Origin of the sequence: Vitiosangium sp. GDMCC 1.1324, assembly GCF_003044305.1 — a bacterium.
Taxonomy (GTDB): Bacteria; Myxococcota; Myxococcia; order Myxococcales; family Myxococcaceae; genus Archangium.
On the sequence record NZ_PZOX01000004.1, the window covers coordinates 712,538 to 729,358 of the forward strand.

Consider the following 16,821-nt stretch of genomic DNA (forward strand, 5'->3'; position numbering starts at 1 on the left):
CCTTCGCAAGGCACTACTCGAACAGCATCACGTCCCGGACCCAGCTCCGCGGCTCCCGGGAGAGCCACACGAGGCGCTCGTCGCGCAGGGCGGCCGCGGGCGTGGAACCAGCGCGGATGCGGGCTCGGACCGCATCGAAGAACACGCTCGCGTCCGCGTCCTGCACCCGGGAGGTGGACGCGAGCACCCCTCGAGCCCCCGCCTCCAGGAACGCGGCTGGCAGGCTCCAGGCCTCGTGCTTCCAGGGCAGGGTCCTCGCGGCGTCGCAGGCACCCAGGATGACGAGCGGTGCTCCCTTCAACGGTCGCTCGCGGACCTCGCGCGCCTTCAGGGCGAAGCGGCCGTCCCTGTCCGGGGACAGCACCAGGGCCGAGGCCTCCGCCTGGTCCACCAAGCCGTGGACATGGAACTCGATGACGGTGGCCTCCCCCATCAACTCCTGCACGCGCGAGGGAGTGGCCTCGGTGCCCCGCACCTCGACGAGGTCGGGTGACCGGGGCTCGGGACTCCAAGGCCCCAGGGGCGCGAGGTTCAGCGACTCCGGCGCCTGGATGTCATGCACGACGAGCCGTCGCTCGGGCAGGCCTGGTGCCCCCGGGGGCGCTCCAGACTTCAGCCGGTAGCTCCACGCCACCTCGGGTGGCAGCAGCGAGGGCCGTCCCTGGAGGGGCGCGGGCGCGAGCACCTCCACCCTCGGGCAGCCGGCGAGGTGCGTCCGCAGACTCTCGGGCACGAGCTTCTCGGGCTCCAGCGGGCCCGTTGTCACCTGCACCTGGAGCTCGCCCCGGGTCCTCCCCTGCCCGTCCCGCGCCACCATGACGAGCCGCTCGTCGTCCATCGCGAAACCCAGCGCGCAGCGCTCGGGCGTGGGCAACTCCATGGCCCGCGAGATGGCTTCCAACGCCTGCTGGGGCACTCCCGTCCGAAGCGCGTCGATCGCCAGGACCGCGAGGCTGGAGGCGCGTGCCTTGCGCGCCTGGATGTTGTCCACGGGCTGACGCTCCGCCCTGTCGATGGCGTCTCGCAGCAGGCGCTGGCCTCGAGCGGAGTCCCGCTCGATGACGACCCGTCCCTCCAGGTAGTCGAGGAAGATGCGCGTCCCCTCGCCCGAGTCCTCCGCCGCGCGGAGGGTGGCCAGGGCACTCCAGAACTCGTGCTCGACGTCGGGCGGCGCGCCCAGGCGCACGAGGTCCGCGAGGATGGCGGCACGGAACGCCGAGGGCGGTGCACCACAGGTGGGCGCCAGCTTCAACTCCCGGAGGCCCGTCTCGCGGTCCACGCGGATGAGCGCCATGTTGGCGAGCGTCTCGTGCACGTAGTTGCTGATGGCGCAGGCGTCCCTGCCGCCCTCGCTCTCAAGCAGCACCTCCTCGAGGTAGGCCCGCGCGAGGGGGAAGTCATCCTGGAAGCGGGCGATCTGCGCCAGCCGCTGGAGGAAGATCTGCTCCAGCTCCCACTCGTGGGTGCGCCGCACGCGCTCGAGCCCCCGCCGGGCCTGGAGCAGCGCCGCCTCGATGCGGTGGACGGTGTTGTACAGCCCCGCCAGCTCCAGTTCGAGCCGGGCACAGCGGTAGTCGAGGCGCTCCCGCTCGCAGCGGGCGAGCGCGGAGAGAAGGACGGACTCGGCCTCGGCGGACTCGTCGCGCAGGAGCAACTCCCTGGCCCGCTCATGCAGTGCGAGGATGTCGAACCAGGGGTCCGCCGCGCGAGCCACCAGCTCGCTGAAGCGCTCGGGGCGGCGGGACGTGCTCCGGGAGAGCACCATCGTGCCCAGCTCGATGTCCCCCTCGCCGGAGCTTCGCAACCGGGAGAGGAGCGCCTCGGTGTCGGAGGGAGGCGATCCGAGCACGAGCTGGCGGTACTCGCGGGCGGCCGCGCTCCGGCGCCGGAAGTCGGCCTGGACGAGCGAGCGGAGGTAGCGCTCGAGGACGTCCGTCCGGTACTCGCGGTCCAGGGCTTGGGCGAGCGGCAGGAGTCCGCGCACCTCCTCCGGGGAGGTGGCCGAACGGGCCGCGTCGTACAGGCGCAACCGGGAGAAGCCGGGATTGCGGCGGGCGTCCTCTTCAGGCAGCGGAGCGCCTCCCTTCACCATCTCCAGGGAGCGCGCGTCGAGCCCGAGCCAGGCCGTGCGCGAAGCCTCCGCTTCCTGCCGGAGCGCCCGTGCGCGCTCCTCGGCTTCCCGGGCCCAGCCGGACTCGCCGAGCGCGGCCACCCGGGAGAAGGTCTCCGCCGCGGCGAGTGGCAGCCCGAGGTCTCGCAGCACCAGCGCCCGGTTCCAGAGGGCCTGCGGGTGGGCAGGACGGACGGACAACACGCCCTCCAGCAACCGGAGTGCCTCCGAGTGAGCGCCCTGGGCCAGCGCCACCACGGCGCGATCGCAGTCCACGTCCGGCGATGAGGCCGTCTTCGTCAGCGCGTCTCCCGCCAGCTTCGGAGCCCCCATGAGCAGGTAGGCCGTGGCCACGCCATGGAAATCCTTGTCTTGAATCAACCGTGCCAGCACGTCCTCGGGCACCTGCTCGCCGGAGGAGCCCTCCCCGGCCCGCGCCACGCCATAGCCGCGGTACGCGCTCGCACCGGAGTACGTGAGGCGCGCCTCCATGGGGCGCAGGAGCGCCACGGTGAGCGGCTCGGGCGTCCTGGAGTGCTCGCGAGAGGCGACCAGCGCCCCGATGAAGACGGCCAGGAGCGAGGCCGCCAACGCCAGCGGCACCACCCACCGGCGCGAGCGCTTGCGCGCGGACACCTCCTGCCCCATCACCTCCAGGTGCATCAACTCCAGCAGCCGGTTCTGGCACCGGGCGCACGAGGCCAGATGAACGCGGAACGAGTCCGCGTCCGCATCCGCCATCTCTCCATCCGCGAAGAGCTCGAGGTCCTCACATCGGGAGCTCATTCCACCTCCTCGGTGCCATCGAGCAACAGGGCGCGGAGCCGCTCCCGGCCACGGGCCAGCCGCGTCCCCACGGTGTTCTTCGGAATGCCCAGTCTGCGCGCGATGGCGTCATAGGGAAGTCGCTCGAGCAGGAAGAGCTGGCACACGCGCTGGAACTTCTCCGGAAGCCGGGCCACGGCCCCCTCCAGGTCTTCGGAGGTGATTCGAGCCCACGCCGCATCATCCACCCGCTCCTGGGGAATCTGCTCCGCCACCTCGAGGGGCTCCACCTGCCGCCGCGCCTGGGCCCGGCAGTGATCCACGATGCGGTTGTGCAGCACGGTGGTGAGCCAGGCGCGCAGGTTGGTGTCCGGCGGAAGCTGCGGAAGACTCCTCAACCCACGCTCGAACGTGTCCTGGACCAGGTCCCTCGCGACCGCGGGGTCGCGACAGGCGCGCAGGGCGACCTTGTAGAGGATCGGATCCAGCGTCCGCGCCAGCTCCCGGAAGGACCGCTCGGTGCTGAGGTGGGAGACGGGCATCCGTCTCGCAGACTGGCACGGCTCCCACGGATGGATCAACGAAGAGTCCCCTGTCATCACCAGGGTGACGTCCGAGGGGTGTCCATCTTCCCGGGGGGCATTTTTTTTCGGGAACGGGTGACACGTTCCTCGTTCCGGAACAGGCGCTGGGAAGAAGCAAAGGGTCTCGTCGTCACCTCTGAACGGGAGCCATGCCGTCGCGGTCACGAGCGGCTCTCGTCATCAGTCATCCGGAGGATACGCATGAAGGAACTCACATCCTGGGCGCTGTGCTTTGCCCTTGGGGGGCTCGGCGGTTCCGCGCTCATCCCGAGCACCGAGCCATCTCGCCCACAGGAGAAGCCACTCCCGTCACCCACGGCTCCGGCCGTGTCCACCCCGAACCTCGACTGTATCGGCGGCATGGAGAGCCCGCTGAAGGTCGAGCTCACGCCCGAGGCCTATCGCACCGGGCCCGAGGGCCAGTCATTGGAGCTGCGCCCCACGCTGTCCAGCCATCTCGGCGAGCCCGTGCGCGCCATGTATGCCTTCCGCCTGATGGACGACGTGGGCCATGTCGTCGAGGACACGCGCTACTCGCCCGCGGTGAAGCTGAAGGAGGGAGAGCAGGGCACGGCGGAGCGCATCGTCATCCCCGCAGGCCTGCCGGATGGGTTCTACCGCGGCTTCCTCAACCTGGCGGCGGCGGGCAGCCGCACCCAGGCCTCGGAGCAACTTCAGGTGTTCCTCGAGGTCCGCGGGGGCGAGGTCCTGCTGCTCGAGGGTGATGACTGGCACATGCGCTCGCGTTCCAACCAGGCGGTGCGGCGATGAAGAACCTGCTCCTGTGTCTCGTGTTCCTGGGCACCCTGCTCGGTGCCAGCCCCACCCGGGCCGCCTCCGGCTACGTGCGCGGACGCATGCAGTTCTGGCAATACCAGGGCAACTACTGTCCGAGCTACCGCAACTGCCAGGGCGCGGCCTATACCCAGGACCAATTCCAGACATACCAGCCGGTGCGCAACGCACGCGTCTACATCTGGAGTGACTCGGCCAATGGCGTCATCGGCCAGGGCTCGACGGACGTCAACGGCGACTACACCGTCTCCTGGTACTCCCCGGGCACCACGTCGCCCACGGGCGTCTACGTGTACTGGGTGCCGGACCAGAAGGACGGCCGCTTCTATCTCCGCTACTCCAACGGGACGTACCGCTGGTACCCGACCAACTATTTCACCCTCACCAACGCAACCACCTCCACCAGCCCGCAGAACATCGGGACGGCGGCCTGGGGCACGGACCAGTGGGCCAATGCCTACGACGGCGCCGAGCGTATGTGGCGGGACGGGCTCGACTACTTCGGGGTGATGCAGAGCTACTTCACCGGAGTGGAGATTCGAGGCTTCGCCAACAGCATGCCGGACTTCAATGGCACCTGTAACACGAGCTGCGCCAACGGTGCGACCAAGCGGGTGCAGCTCGACGAGAACGCCGCGTTCGCGCCCCAGGGACGGGTGATGCACGAGATGGGGCACATCGCGTCCTATCTGGCGAAGCCCTACAACGGCGCGGGTGGCAATGGGTACTGCTACCCGAGCACCAGCAACTTCCCCGCGGGCTGCCAGTGGTGGACCCTCAATACCGCCGAGCACGGAACGGCCGCCTTCGAGGAGGCGCTCGCCACCTTCCTGGCGGACAGCGCGCTCTACTGGCCCGACAGCCCCGAGCCCCATAGCTGCCTGGCCGCCTCCGCGCCGTGCGCAACGGGAAGCTTCAACCTGGAGACCAGCAGCGGGTCCGCGTGTGCCACGGGCGAGAGCCGCTGGCCCCTCACCGCCATGCGCTTCCTCTGGGACGTCTACGACAGCGTGGACGACCAGGAGACCGTGGCGGAAGGCGCCGGCAACTACTGGAAGATGCTCAACGTGCTCGCCCTCTATGACAACGGGACGAGCACCCTGCAGATCGACGAGCCCTGGAACGCCACCTACACAGCCATCGACAACTGGGACGGACGCGGCAGCTACTCGTACCGAATGAACTACTTCAACAAGAACGGCACGACCGTCTACACGCCGTACGTTCGCAACTGCAGCCCCCCGTAGACCGCCATGGCACGCTCCTACGTCAGACACTCCCTGCGAATCGGCGGAGTCCTGCTGGGCGCCCTGGCCGTCATGGGCTTCCGGATGGCCTTCACACCGGAACTCCCCGAGGACGGTCCGTCCGCCTCGGAGCCACGCCCGCCCACCTCCGCGCTCGCGCAGCAGCAGCCAGAGCCGCGGCCGGTGCCCGCCTCCTTGGGACGTACCCCGGCACCCGCTCCCAGACCGGAGCGGGGACCCGGCGCCCTGCCACCCCGGACACCCCAGCCCCGGGACCCGAACGAGTGGCAGGGCATGCAGGTGGACCTCGCGGTACGGGCGCTGTGCGGAGAGGCCAACCACTGTGGCCTCGCCGCCGCGTGCACGGACGGACACTGCGGCCCGTGCGCGACGGATGCCGACTGCGACTCGGGGGAGGCCTGCGTGCTGGACCACTGCGTGCGCCAGGAGAACGTCGAGTGCCACAGCCGGCGCGACTGCCCGGGCGAGCAGTTGTGCGCGCTCACTGGCTACTCCAGTGACCCGCGAGGCAACGCCCAGATGCGTGCGTATTGTCTGGACCCGCGTGAAGGGACACCCCGGCCGGCCGAGCCCACCCGGCCCGCGCCCGCCGATCCCTCCCAGCCTCGGGAGCCCGTGGTGTACGAGGAGCTGCAGCGCCGGTTGTCCTCCGGGGAGCCCTGAGCCCGGGGGGATGTGCGGCGCACCGGGAGGGAGATGTCGGCCAGCGTGCCAGACCGGCCTCTCCCTCCCGACCATGCCGCGGGTTAGAGCTCCACCGCGTAGAATCGGATGTCCTGCGCCTCTCCGGGCAACCGAACCATCCGCTCGTACTTCAACCCGATCCTCTCGAGCACCCGGATGGAGCCTTGATTGTCTGGATTGACGATGGCGGCGAGGCGCTTCAAACCCAGAACATCCCTGCCATGGGCCTTCACGGCCGCCGCCGACTCCAGTGCGTAGCCCTTCGACCAGAAGCGCGGCAGGAAGGCGAAACCCACCTCCACGTCCTCGATGGAGTCTCGCTTCAGCAGGCCACACATGCCCATCGGCTCATCCGACGCCTTCAGCCCCACCCGATACAGACCAAAGCCATATCGCTCATAGCTGGCCACCGGCCCGTTCACGATATACCGGCGGGCATCCTCGACAGACCGAACGCCCCTGTCTCCAATATTCTTGATGAACGAGGGCTCATTCAGCAGCTCGAGAATGAACTCGGCATCCGCATCCACCGACAGCCGACGCAGGCTCAGGCGCTCGGTTTCCAGGAGATTCACGGGGCCACACCTTAACCGAGGTGGTGGACTCCGACGGCGGTGTTACGTTCCCGCCATGCCTCGCTGGTTCAACACCGCCGGTCCTTGTGAGCCGGACGACCACTACATGCTCCCGGCCTTTCGGCGTCTGCCAGAGGTGCACCGCCTCATCGACCAGAAGAGCTACTTCGTCCTCCATGCCCCTCGGCAGGTGGGTAAGACGACGGCCCTGTCCTCGCTCGCTCGCGAGCTGACAGCGCAGGGACGTTACGTCTCTGTCCTCGTCTCCATGGAGCTGGGCGCTGCCTTCCAGGAGGTGGGCGCCGCCGAATCCGCCGTGCTCCAGAGCTGGCGCGAAGACATCCGCGCGCAGCTCCCACCCGAGCTACAACCCCCGCCCTTCCCCGAAGCCCCTCCGGGCAGCCGCATCAGCGCCGCGCTTTCGGCCTGGGCCGAGTCTTCCTCCAGGCCCGTGGTCGTCTTCCTGGATGAGATCGATGCGCTCCGGAACGATGTCCTGCTCTCCGTGCTGCGGCAGCTCCGCGACGGTTACCGCCGTCGCCCCGAGCACTTCCCCGCCTCGCTCGCCCTCATCGGCCTGCGCGACGTGCGCGACTACAAGGTGACCTCGGGCGAGCGCGGCCATCTCGGGACCACCAGCCCCTTCAACATCAAGGTCGAGTCGCTCACCCTGCGCAACTTCACCCGTGACGAGGTCGCCGAGCTCTACGCCCAGCACACCTCCGACACCGGCCAGGTCTTCCTCTCCGAATCCATCGATCGGGCCTTCTACTGGACGCAGGGCCAGCCCTGGCTGGTCAACGCCCTCGCCCGGCAGATGGTGGAGCAGCTGGTGCCCGACCCGAGCCAGGCCCTCACCGCCGCCCACGTGGACGCCGCCAAGGAAATCCTGCTGCGCCGCCAGGACACCCACCTGGACAGCCTCGCCGAGCGCCTGCGCGAACCCCGCGTGCGCCGCATCCTCGAGCCTCTTCTCGCCGGTCTCGCCCTGGGTGAGGTGCCCGCGGATGACTTGCGCTTCGTCCAGGACCTCGGACTGGTCCGTCTGGCGCCCACGGGCGGCCTGGAAGTCGCCAATCCCCTCTACCGGGAAGTCATCCCCCGGGTGCTGGCGAACACGGCCTTCGCCTCGCTCCCGCCCCAGGCCGTCACCTGGCTGCGAGCCGACGGGCGTCTGGACACCGAGCGTCTCATGGAGGCGTTCCTCGCCTTTTGGCGGCAGCATGGTCAGCCCCTGCTCGGCACCGCGCCCTACCATGAGATTGCTCCCCATCTGGTCCTCATGGCCTTCCTGCACCGGGTGGCCAATGGCGGGGGAACTCTGGAGCGGGAGTATGCGATTGGCACGGGACGCATGGATCTGTGCCTGCGCCATGGACCGGACACGCTCGCCCTCGAGCTGAAAGTGTGGCGCGACGGAGAGAAGGATCCGCTGGACGAAGGACTGGCCCAGCTCGATGGTTATCTGGCGGGCCTGGGGCTCGGCAGCGGATGGCTCGTCATCTTCGACCGGAGGAGTGGTCAGCCCCCCATCGCCGAACGCACCCGTGCCACCGCCGCCGCCTCTCCCTCGGGCCGCCAGGTCTCCGTGGTGCGGGCGTGACCTCCCACCTCTGGCGCAGGCCCGCCCGGAGTCCACGCGAGGAGGCATCCGCGAGGAGTCGGCGCGAGCAGGAGTCCAAGTCCCACATATTGGAACTCCCGCGTACCTCGGAACCACCGGTATGCTCGCCCCGTGAGGACAACAGGGGCGAAGCATGAGGCGTACGAGGAGGAGCTGCTCCTCGCGCTGGATGAAGGACTGATCTCCCAGGGGGAAGCTGGAGCCCTGCGCGAGGAGGCGCTCCGCCTGGAGCGCAGCCCGTTGGAGCTGCTGCGCGAGCGCGGCCGGCTCTCCGAGGACACCCTGGTCCTGTTGCGCGGGGAGCTCTCCCGGGAAGGCACGGAGAACGGCACGGACCGGCACGATCGTCCGACTCCGAACAGCTCCGGTCCCGAGGAGGCCGCCACCCTGCCCCCTGTCACTCCCGGGGCCGCCACCCCCTCCCCCATCACCCCAGGGACTCCGTCTCCCTCCGGTGGAGGCGCCATCGCCGACGAGCCTCGCGAGCCCGTCTTCCCGGTGCCGGGTTGGGACCGCTACCAGCCCGTGCGCTTCCTCGGCCAGGGCGGCATGGGCCTGGTGTTCCTCGCCTACGACCCTCTGCTGCGCCGCAACGTGGCCCTCAAGTTCGTGCGCGGCGGAGACCCCGAGCTCGCACGCCGCTTCCTCGCCGAGGCCCGTGCCCAGGCCCGCGTCCGTCACGAGCGCGTGTGCGAGGTGTACGAGGTCGGCGAGGTCCAGGGCCGTGGCTTCATCGCCATGCGGTACGTGGACGGGCAGCCGCTGGGCCAGCTCGCGGGCTCGCTCACCCTGGAGCAGAAGGTGCTGGTGCTGCGCCAGGCCGCCGAGGGCGTGCACGCGGCCCACCGCGCCGGGTTCGTCCACCGCGACATCAAGCCCGCCAACATCCTCGTGGAGCGCACCGAGGACGGCGGCCTCGCGCCCTTCGTGATGGACTTCGGCCTCGCACGCGACTGGCGGGACGAGGGCACGGCCTCGGGCGCGGTGCTGGGCACGCCCCACTACATGGCTCCCGAGCAGGCCCGCGGCGAGGTGTCCCGGCTGGACCGGCGGGTGGACGTCTACGCCCTGGGTGCCTCGCTCTACGCGCTGCTCACCGGACACCCTCCCTTCACCGGCACCAATGCCCTCGAGGTCATCACCCGCCTCCAGTCCGATGAGGCCCGCCCCCCGCGCTCGCTCGACAAGGACATCCCCTCGGACCTGGAGGCCATCGTCCTCAAGTGTCTGGAGAAGGAGCGCTCGGCCCGCTACGACTCGGTGCGCGCGCTCATCGAGGACCTGGAGCGCTTCCTCGGCGGCGAGCCGGTGCTGGCGCGCCAGGGCCTGGGCTACCGGCTGCGCAAGAAGGCCCGCAGGCACCGGGTGGCGCTGTCGCTCGGCGCCGGCACGCTGCTCGTGGTGACGCTGGCCCTCGGCCAGGCCGTGCTCGCCCGCGGCGAGGTGGCCGAGCGCGAGCGGCTCTCCCGCCGCTTCACCGAGCGCGTGGAGCGCATCGAGGCCTCGGCGCGCTACTCCGCGCTCTCGCGCCTGCATGACACGCGCGAGGACCGCAAGGCCCTGCGCGCGGAGATGGACGCCCTGGAGGCCGAGGTCCGTCAGGCCGGTCCCAAGGCCAAGGGTCCAGGTGAGTACGCCCTGGGCCGTGCGCTGCTCACCCTGGGTGACCTGGAGGGCGCACGCACACGGCTCGAGTCCGCCTGGGAGCTCGGCTACCGCGAGCCCCGCGTGGCGTGGGCGCTCGCGCTGGTGCTGGGCAACCTCTACCGCGAGCAGCTCCTGCTGGAGGTGGAGCGCCGCAGCCCCGAGCAGCGCGAGGCCCGCCGCCGCGCGCTCGAGCAACGCTACCGGGACCCGGCCCTCGCCTACCTCCGCCAGGCCGAGGGCCCCGACGTCCCCGCCCCCCCGCTCTACGTCAAGGCGCTCCTCGCCTTCTACGAAGGCCGGCTCGAGGAGGCGCTGACCCACCTGGACACCCTGGGCAACACGCAGCCCTGGTTCTACGAGGCGCCCCTGCTCCGGGGCGACGTGCTCCTGGCCCGAGCCACCCAACGTTGGAACCAGGGAGACCGCCCGGGCTCCCAGGCGGATCTCACCGCCAGCCACCAAGCCTATGCCGCCACCATCTCCACCGCCGAGAGCGTGCCCGACGTCCACTACGCCCTGGGACGGCTGGAGCTCGCCGCGCTCGTCATGGAGCTGTACGGCCAGGGCGACGTCCTTCCCCACTACCAGCGGGGTCTGGAGTCCCTGTCGCGCGCACTCACCGCCGCGCCCGACCACTACCGCTCCCAGGTGCTGGAAGCGCGCTTCCACCGCCGGCTCGCCGAACAGCGCACCAACCAGGGCGGCAAGGATGTGGAGCCGCTGTTGGAGAAGGCCATTGCCTCCGCACGCGCCGCCCAGGCCCTCGCCCCCCCGAGCGCCCGTGTCCCGCTGGAGTTGGCCGTCACCTGGCGGCTGTGGGCCCGCTACCGGCAGCAGCAGGGGTTGGACCCCCGCGAGCAGCTCCGCCAGTCCATCGAGTCCTTCGAGCACCTGCGCCCCGAGGACCGCGACTACTCCTTCTTCGCCAACCTCGGAGTCACCCACAGAGTGTGGGCCGACTATGAGGGCGAGCACGGTGGAGACCCCCTCCCCCATCTGGACCGGGCCGTCGACGCGTACCTCGCGGCCATCCACCTGGATGAGCGCCAGGCGGATGCGTGGATCAACCTGGGCAGCGCCTATCGTGAGCGGGCCTCGAACCCTCGCGCTCCCGACGCGGCGGGAGACCTGGAGCGGGCCCGGGACGCGCTCGATCGGGCGCTGACGCTCAACCCCTCCAACATCCTGGCCTGCTTCAATGGAGCGGATGTCTCCAACCAGCTCGCCCACCGGCGCCGCGACCGGGGCGAGGACTTCGGACCGGACCTGGAGAAGGCCCTGGCGCTCTACCGCAAGGGGCTGGCCATCAACCCCAAGCAGCCGCAGCTCCACAATGGCCTGGGCGCGGTGCTCCTCTGGCAGGCGGAGCAACTCTGGGAGGACGGCGGCGACCCCGAGCCCTCGCTCGCCGAGGCCCAGAAGTCCTTCGAGCAGGCCCGGGAGCTCGCGCCCCAGCACGCCTACGCCTACCACAACCTCGGCGAGGTGCGGCTCCAGCGGGCCGTGTTCCAGCTGGCGCGGCGGGAGGACCCGGGCCCGGACACCCGCGCGGCCGTGGAGCTCTATCGCAAGGCGCTCGAGCTGCTGCCCGGTGATGCCGACTTCTGGGCCAACCTGGCCCGGATGCACGACGTGCAAGCCACGTGGGTGCTGGAGCAGGGAGGAGACCCACGGCCAGAGCTGGCCCGGGCCGAGGAGGCCCTGACCCATGCGCGCGAGCTCAATCCGCGCCTCGCCAACGCGTGGCGCTACCTCGGGGAGGCACGTGGCGTGAGGGCCCGCTGGCTGGCGCGGCAGGACAAGGCCCCGGACGAGGACTTCGAGGAGGCGGTGAAGGCCTTCCAGCAGGCGATGGAGCTGGAACCCCGGCAGTTGGAGTACCGGCTCGCCGCCGGCCACCTCCGCCGCGCCTGGGCCGAGTGGAAGCAACACCGGGACGCCGACTCCGTCCCGGTGTTGAAGCAGGGCCTCGAGCTGGCCGAGCAGGTGCTCGCCACCCGGCCCCGGTGGGCCCGTGCGCGGGCCCTGCGCGCGAGCGTGCTCCAGGCACTGGCCGATACGAATGCCCCAGCCGAGCAGAGGCGGGAGTGGCACAACCAGGCCCGGGAGGACTTGGAGCAGGCCCTGGCCCACAACCCACACCTCGGGCCCGCGTGGCGGAACCAGCTCGCCGCCTTGCAGCAGCCCGTGGGGGGCCCGCCGGTGCCATAGCCCGCGCCTACTTGCTCTTCTTGTCCTTCTTGTCCTTCTTGTCCTCCTTCGGCGGAGGAGGATCCGTCGTCACGTCCAGCTTGCCCACCTTCGCCTCGTAGTTTCCTCCGAGCTTCCGCTCCTTCTCGGCCAGCGAGATGTCGGGGGCGTTCACCGTGAAGTTGTACCAACCCGAGGCAGAGGTCTCGACCGGCTCCGTGTGCGGGCTCGGGGGCAGCGTAAAGCTGGGCGCGCTCAAACAGCTGTTCGTTCCGAAATCCACCGAGACGGACACACCGGAGGTCAGGAGCTGGAAAGTCACCGTGCCGCCAGGTTTGACGTACGGCGCGTGGTCGTACGCGATCTGGATGCGATCACCGGGTGGGTTGGTGGGTATATACGAGATGCTGATGGTGAGTTCGGTATAGGGATTGGACATGGTTCTGCGCTCCTTGCCCCCTCGGGGATGCGGGAAGAACGTTGCTGACGGAGGGTTGCAGGCACCGTACCAATGGTTCTGACATCCCTCCCCCTCTGAAGCCCGGTCTACCGGGCAGTCTCAGGACCCCGGCGGACGCGTCACGGACACGTCATCGGCCCGGGCTGACACGTCAGGCCTCATCGAGTCCCAGCTCGCGCACGCGGCGCTGGAGTGCCCGCTTGGAGACCTCGAGCCGCCGCACCATCTGGTCCAGGTCGCCCTGGCACTCGCGATAGCAGCGGGTGATCTCCTCCGGGCTCAGGTCCCTGGCGGTGCGGATGAGGGTGCTCCTGTCGATGAGCACGTAGACGGAGGAGCGGGGAATGCCCAGCCGCTCCGCGGCGGCCTTGAGGTCCCACGAGCTGGCGCGCAGGGCCTCCAGCAGCTCCTGCTCGCCGACGTCGGAGGGCTTGCGCCGGGCGGCCTTGTCCTCGGCGGAGTCCGCCTCGTCGGAAGCAGCAGCCGGGGCCGCCGCCGACAGGAGCTGACCGGGGATGGGGGCGGCGGCGGAGTCCAGCTCCTGCTCCAGCCGCGCATCGACACGCAGACCCGGCAGGCCCCGGCTACCGATGACGAGCTGCCGGGCGACGTTGCGCAGCTGGCGGATGTTGCCGGGCCACGCGTAGCGCACGAGCCGGACGGCGAGCGAGGCGCTCAACCACGGCTCGGCGCGGGGATCCGAGGACGACAGCCGCTGGGCCTCGCCCGTGCTCTCCAGCTCCTGACGGGCGAAATGCATGAAGAGCAGGCCGATGTCCTCGCGGCGCTCGCGCAGCGGCGGCACCTGGATTTCGAAGCCGGCCAGCCGGTGCAGCAGCGGAGCCTTGAAGAGCCCCTGGCGGATGCGCTCCTCCAGGTGGGCATCCGTGGCGGTGAGCAGCCGCACGTCCACGGGCACCGGGGCGTGGCCGCCCACCGGGAACACCTCGCCCGTCTCCAGCACGCGCAGCAGCGCCACCTGCACCTCGGGCGGGGCCTCGCCCACCTCGTCGAGGAAGAGCGTGCCCCCGTGGGCGGCGCGGAAGAAGCCCTCCCGGTCCCGGGTGGCGCCCGTGTACGCGCCCTTCTGCGCCCCGAAGAGCTCGGCGGCCACCAGCTCCTTGGGCAGGGCGCCCAGGTTGACGCTGATGAAGGGGCCGGCGCGCCACGGGCTGTGCTCATGGATGGCGCGGGCCACCAGCTCCTTGCCCGTGCCCGTCTCACCGCGGATGAGCACCGGCACTTTCAGGTCCGCCACGCGGGCGACATCCTCGCGCACCCGGCGCACGCCCTCGCTCTGGCCCACCATGCCCAGGTCCCCCGGGCCGGACTCCCCGGGCGAGGACGTCAGGTGGAGCAGCAGCACCACGCGATCGGAGAACACGAGCGGCACGCCCGCGGCCAGCTCCTGCTGGGAGAACTCCCGGCCTCCCCCGGTCACCAGCTCGCCGGCCACCCGCACCTGCGTCCCATCCTCGGGAGCGATCATCCGCAGCCCTCCGCGAGAGCCGGGCTCGAACTGCACGGGCTTGCGGCTGACGAAAGGATCTCCCAGGGGCAGGGCCATCAGGCTGCCGGGGCGGGAGAAGTCCGGAGCATTGCGCGACACGGACGCCGTCCTTCCCACGGCGGCGAGCATCTCCAGCAGCAGCCGCTCACCGATGCGTTGCGGCTGCGGGTGGGAGACGATGGTCAGGGCCGGGAGAATGCGCGGTGACGAGGCATCCTTGCCCCGCGAGTGCACGGCGGTCGTCGAGAGGTCGTCGGAGATCTTGAGCTGCATGAGGACTGGCGGAGATCGCGCCGTAGGGCAGTCTACACCGCCCGACACGGACTTGTTCCGCCTGGGGACCCGGCCAGGGCCTCAGCCCCCTCATTTTCTCGAACTGCTTCTCCTGGAGACGATTTCAACTCCAAGCAGAGGGGGGATGACAGCCCACCTGCGGACATGCCAGCACCCCGGCCGGCATGTCCGCCAGGGCCGCGCCTACTGCGCGCAGTAGGTGTCGCGGTTGATGTAACCCGTCACGTTGACCACCGAGCCGGGGCGGACGACGAACTCGCTGGCGCCCACGTGCTTCGTGTCGTGGCTGCACCAGTCATAGGTGTAGCCCAGGCCCGTCCACGGGTAGCGCGTCTTCTGCCAGAAGCCGTAGCTCGAGGCGTAGTTGTTGGTGAACCAGTTCTTGTGCTCGGTGGACACCTCGACGGGGAACGTCAGGCCACACGTGCCATCGTCGATCTCCGGGTCCGGACAGGGCCGGAACATGTCACCCGGCTTCACCCACATCTCGACGAACAGACGCCCGTTGTCGGATTCGTTGGCCGGAGGCAGGCCGAGGAACTGGTTGATGCGCACGATGCGGGCCGCGTCGTCCGGCAGCGTCTTGCACAGCTCCTGGAGCTGCGGCACCGCCGTCACCCAGATCTCCCGGGTCAACGTGTTGTCGCCCGACTTGTAGCCCGTGTACGTGGTCCATGCGACCATGCGCACCGCGCTCTTGTCCTCGCTCCACGCCAGGCGCGGGTTGCTCGGGGTGATGGCCCACAGACCGTCGACGACGTCCTCCTGCGCGGGCTCGACGGCATCGCGAACGGCCTCGTCGTACGTCTCCTGCGTGCAGGCCGCGGGCTGCGGGTCCGGCTTCTGCTCCTCCTCGGGACCGCAGGCGACGAGCGACATCAGCGCGGCGGTGGCCGGAATCCACCGCAGACGAGGCATTCCTTCGAACTTCATTTCTCTGTTCACTCCTGTGAGGGATGGGAACCGCGCCCCTTAGCAAAGCGGAGACCCCACTGGGAACCGGTTCCCGGAAGACCCCAGAGCCTCAAGATTCGAGGGGTTGGCACGAGCCCTGGTCTCGCGAGGCGGCGCCGCCGGTGGAGCTGACGCGTCAACGACATGTCCGTGGCGCGTCAGCCCAGGCAGATGGAGCGTGTTGCCACCGAGCACCCGAGCGCTTCCCGGCAAGCCCGGAACCTGGGCACCACGGCCCTCGCCACCAGGCCCCGGCGGCTCGGGCGAGGGGTGTGCAACTTTGAGGGGAAGGTGCGGGCACGCAACGCTTGCGCCCTTCTCACGCAGCCCTTGCGTGCTCGCCCACATGACGCCAGGCCCGTGCCCGGAAGACGGTCTGGCATGGGACATGGAAGGGGACGGGGTATGACTCGCATCCTCATCGCGATCGATGGCTCCGCTCCGTCCCTGCGTGCCCTGGAGTTCGGGGCTTCCCTGGCGGCGAAGCTGGGAGTGGGGGTCGTCCTGCTGCACGCGATGCCGCAGGTGATGCTCCCGGTGGGAGGGGGTGGCCCGGGCGCGCTCTCGGAGCTACAGCACTCCCTGCGAGCCGAGGGCACGCATTTGCTGGAGTCCCTGGCGGACAAGGCGAAGAGCCTCGGCGCGACGGTGGAGACGGAGCTGGGAGTGGGAGACCCGGCGATCGTCGTCTATGACCGGGCGGAGGCGCCAGACATCCAGATGGTGGTGATGGGGAGCCGGGGACAGGGAGCGGTCGCGCGGCTGCTGCTCGGCAGCGTGGCCACCCAGGTGGTGCACACGAGCAGCAAGCCCGTGGTGGTGGTGCGATGAGCGGGCCCGGAGGAAGCGAGATGCGGCGGATACTGGTGGCGGTCGACAGCACGGACGTGGCGCGACAGGCGGCGCGCGTGGGGCTGGACCTGGCCGGTCGCATGGGAGCCCGGGTGACGCTGGTGCACGTGCTGCCGCGCTCGGTGGCCGAGGGAGAGACGGACGACTTCGCCGCCTTCGAGAGCGCCTGCGAGGACTATGCGAATGGGCTGCTCACCGAGATGCGCCTGCTCACCGGCCACAGCGGTCCCTCCATCGGCACGGCGGTGCTCCACGGCGAGCCGGCGGAGGCCATCTCGAAGGCGGCCGAGGCGGAGGACGTGGACCTGGTCATCGTGGGTACGCGGGCGCGTGGGGCACTGGCGCGCACGCTGCTGGGGAGCGTGGCGGACGCACTGCTGCGGCAATGCCCCAAGCCGCTGATGGTGGTGCCCGAGGCGCCCAGGAAGGCCCCCACCGAGGCGGAGCGCGCGGAGGAGGAGCTCGCCGAGGCGCTCGGGGCCCCGACGGTGGGAGGCCAGGGATGAACG

General features: G+C 70.2%; 13 protein-coding genes. 7 read left to right on the plus strand and 6 right to left on the minus strand.

The window, feature by feature from the left end; translation table 11 throughout:
- Nucleotides 1–13 precede the first annotated feature (13 nt).
- Nucleotides 14–2,896: a CHAT domain-containing protein gene (locus DAT35_RS15825; RefSeq protein ID WP_108067813.1), complete on the minus strand. Its 2,883-nt coding sequence runs from the start codon at nt 2,894–2,896 to the stop codon at nt 14–16.
- Nucleotides 2,893–3,417, minus strand: coding sequence for an RNA polymerase sigma factor (locus DAT35_RS15830; RefSeq protein WP_158501722.1), 525 nt, complete (start codon nt 3,415–3,417; stop codon nt 2,893–2,895). Before DAT35_RS15830 ends, DAT35_RS15825 begins: the two co-directional genes overlap by 4 nt.
- Nucleotides 3,418–3,660: 243 nt before the next feature.
- On the opposite strand from DAT35_RS15830, the gene DAT35_RS15835 reads away from it, so the two are divergent.
- Genes DAT35_RS15835 through DAT35_RS15845 form a run of 3 tightly spaced genes read left to right on the plus strand, consistent with a single transcriptional unit; the run spans nt 3,661 to nt 6,185 of the window.
- A complete protein-coding gene (locus DAT35_RS15835) occupies nt 3,661–4,230 on the plus strand; it encodes a hypothetical protein (protein ID WP_108067815.1) in 570 nt (189 codons plus the stop codon).
- The gene (locus tag DAT35_RS15840; RefSeq protein WP_108067816.1) at nt 4,227–5,501 is read left to right on the plus strand and encodes a hypothetical protein; all 1,275 of its coding nucleotides are present in this window, start codon (nt 4,227–4,229) and stop codon (nt 5,499–5,501) included. Before DAT35_RS15835 ends, DAT35_RS15840 begins: the two co-directional genes overlap by 4 nt.
- Before the next feature lie 6 nt (nt 5,502–5,507).
- The gene (locus DAT35_RS15845) at nt 5,508–6,185 is read left to right on the plus strand and encodes a hypothetical protein (protein WP_108067817.1); all 678 of its coding nucleotides are present in this window, start codon (nt 5,508–5,510) and stop codon (nt 6,183–6,185) included.
- 83 nt (nt 6,186–6,268) lie between these two features.
- Here DAT35_RS15845 and DAT35_RS15850 read toward each other — a convergent pair whose 3' ends face one another.
- A complete protein-coding gene (locus tag DAT35_RS15850; protein WP_108067818.1) occupies nt 6,269–6,781 on the minus strand; it encodes a GNAT family N-acetyltransferase in 513 nt (170 codons plus the stop codon).
- 55 nt (nt 6,782–6,836) lie between these two features.
- Here DAT35_RS15850 and DAT35_RS15855 point away from each other — a divergent pair, with 55 nt between their 5' ends.
- Nucleotides 6,837–8,384, plus strand: a complete 1,548-nt coding sequence (locus DAT35_RS15855; RefSeq protein ID WP_108067819.1) for an ATP-binding protein — start codon at nt 6,837–6,839, stop codon at nt 8,382–8,384.
- A 132-nt stretch (nt 8,385–8,516) separates the two neighbouring features.
- A complete protein-coding gene (locus DAT35_RS15860; RefSeq protein WP_108067820.1) occupies nt 8,517–12,263 on the plus strand; it encodes a serine/threonine-protein kinase in 3,747 nt (1,248 codons plus the stop codon).
- Nucleotides 12,264–12,270: 7 nt separating this feature from the next.
- Here DAT35_RS15860 and DAT35_RS15865 read toward each other — a convergent pair whose 3' ends face one another.
- The 3 genes from DAT35_RS15865 to DAT35_RS59925 all read right to left on the minus strand — a co-directional run bounded on the left by DAT35_RS15865 (nt 12,271) and on the right by DAT35_RS59925 (nt 15,439).
- Nucleotides 12,271–12,681 carry a hypothetical protein gene (locus DAT35_RS15865; protein ID WP_108067821.1) on the minus strand — a complete coding sequence of 137 codons (411 nt, stop codon included), beginning with the start codon at nt 12,679–12,681 and terminating at the stop codon, nt 12,271–12,273.
- Nucleotides 12,682–12,853: 172 nt separating this feature from the next.
- Complete coding sequence (locus DAT35_RS15870; protein ID WP_108067822.1) at nt 12,854–14,485, minus strand: sigma 54-interacting transcriptional regulator; 1,632 nt, start codon at nt 14,483–14,485, stop codon at nt 12,854–12,856.
- Between the two features lie 204 nt (nt 14,486–14,689).
- Nucleotides 14,690–15,439, minus strand: a complete 750-nt coding sequence (locus DAT35_RS59925; protein ID WP_199242901.1) for a hypothetical protein — start codon at nt 15,437–15,439, stop codon at nt 14,690–14,692.
- 426 nt (nt 15,440–15,865) lie between these two features.
- Between DAT35_RS59925 and DAT35_RS58980 the strand changes: the two genes are divergently transcribed.
- Both DAT35_RS58980 and DAT35_RS15890 read left to right on the plus strand, forming a co-directional pair.
- Nucleotides 15,866–16,291, plus strand: coding sequence for a universal stress protein (locus DAT35_RS58980; protein ID WP_158501723.1), 426 nt, complete (start codon nt 15,866–15,868; stop codon nt 16,289–16,291).
- Between the two features lie 20 nt (nt 16,292–16,311).
- Nucleotides 16,312–16,818 (plus strand): universal stress protein, encoded by a 507-nt coding sequence (locus DAT35_RS15890; protein WP_158501724.1) that lies wholly within the window; start codon nt 16,312–16,314, stop codon nt 16,816–16,818.
- Nucleotides 16,819–16,821 lie beyond the last annotated feature (3 nt).

What these genes read in the sequence shown, in the direction of transcription:
- DAT35_RS15825 (WP_108067813.1), bottom strand. Translation starts at nt 2,896, where the DNA reads ATGAGCTCCCGATGTGAGGACCTCGAGCTCTTCGCGGATGGAGAGATG.
- DAT35_RS15830 (WP_158501722.1), bottom strand. Translation starts at nt 3,417, where the DNA reads ATGCCCGTCTCCCACCTCAGCACCGAGCGGTCCTTCCGGGAGCTGGCG.
- DAT35_RS15835 (WP_108067815.1), top strand. Translation starts at nt 3,661, where the DNA reads ATGAAGGAACTCACATCCTGGGCGCTGTGCTTTGCCCTTGGGGGGCTC.
- DAT35_RS15840 (WP_108067816.1), top strand. Translation starts at nt 4,227, where the DNA reads ATGAAGAACCTGCTCCTGTGTCTCGTGTTCCTGGGCACCCTGCTCGGT.
- DAT35_RS15845 (WP_108067817.1), top strand. Translation starts at nt 5,508, where the DNA reads ATGGCACGCTCCTACGTCAGACACTCCCTGCGAATCGGCGGAGTCCTG.
- DAT35_RS15855 (WP_108067819.1), top strand. Translation starts at nt 6,837, where the DNA reads ATGCCTCGCTGGTTCAACACCGCCGGTCCTTGTGAGCCGGACGACCAC.
- DAT35_RS15865 (WP_108067821.1), bottom strand. Translation starts at nt 12,681, where the DNA reads ATGTCCAATCCCTATACCGAACTCACCATCAGCATCTCGTATATACCC.
- DAT35_RS15870 (WP_108067822.1), bottom strand. Translation starts at nt 14,485, where the DNA reads ATGCAGCTCAAGATCTCCGACGACCTCTCGACGACCGCCGTGCACTCG.
- DAT35_RS59925 (WP_199242901.1), bottom strand. Translation starts at nt 15,439, where the DNA reads ATGAAGTTCGAAGGAATGCCTCGTCTGCGGTGGATTCCGGCCACCGCC.
- DAT35_RS58980 (WP_158501723.1), top strand. Translation starts at nt 15,866, where the DNA reads ATGACTCGCATCCTCATCGCGATCGATGGCTCCGCTCCGTCCCTGCGT.
- DAT35_RS15890 (WP_158501724.1), top strand. Translation starts at nt 16,312, where the DNA reads ATGCGGCGGATACTGGTGGCGGTCGACAGCACGGACGTGGCGCGACAG.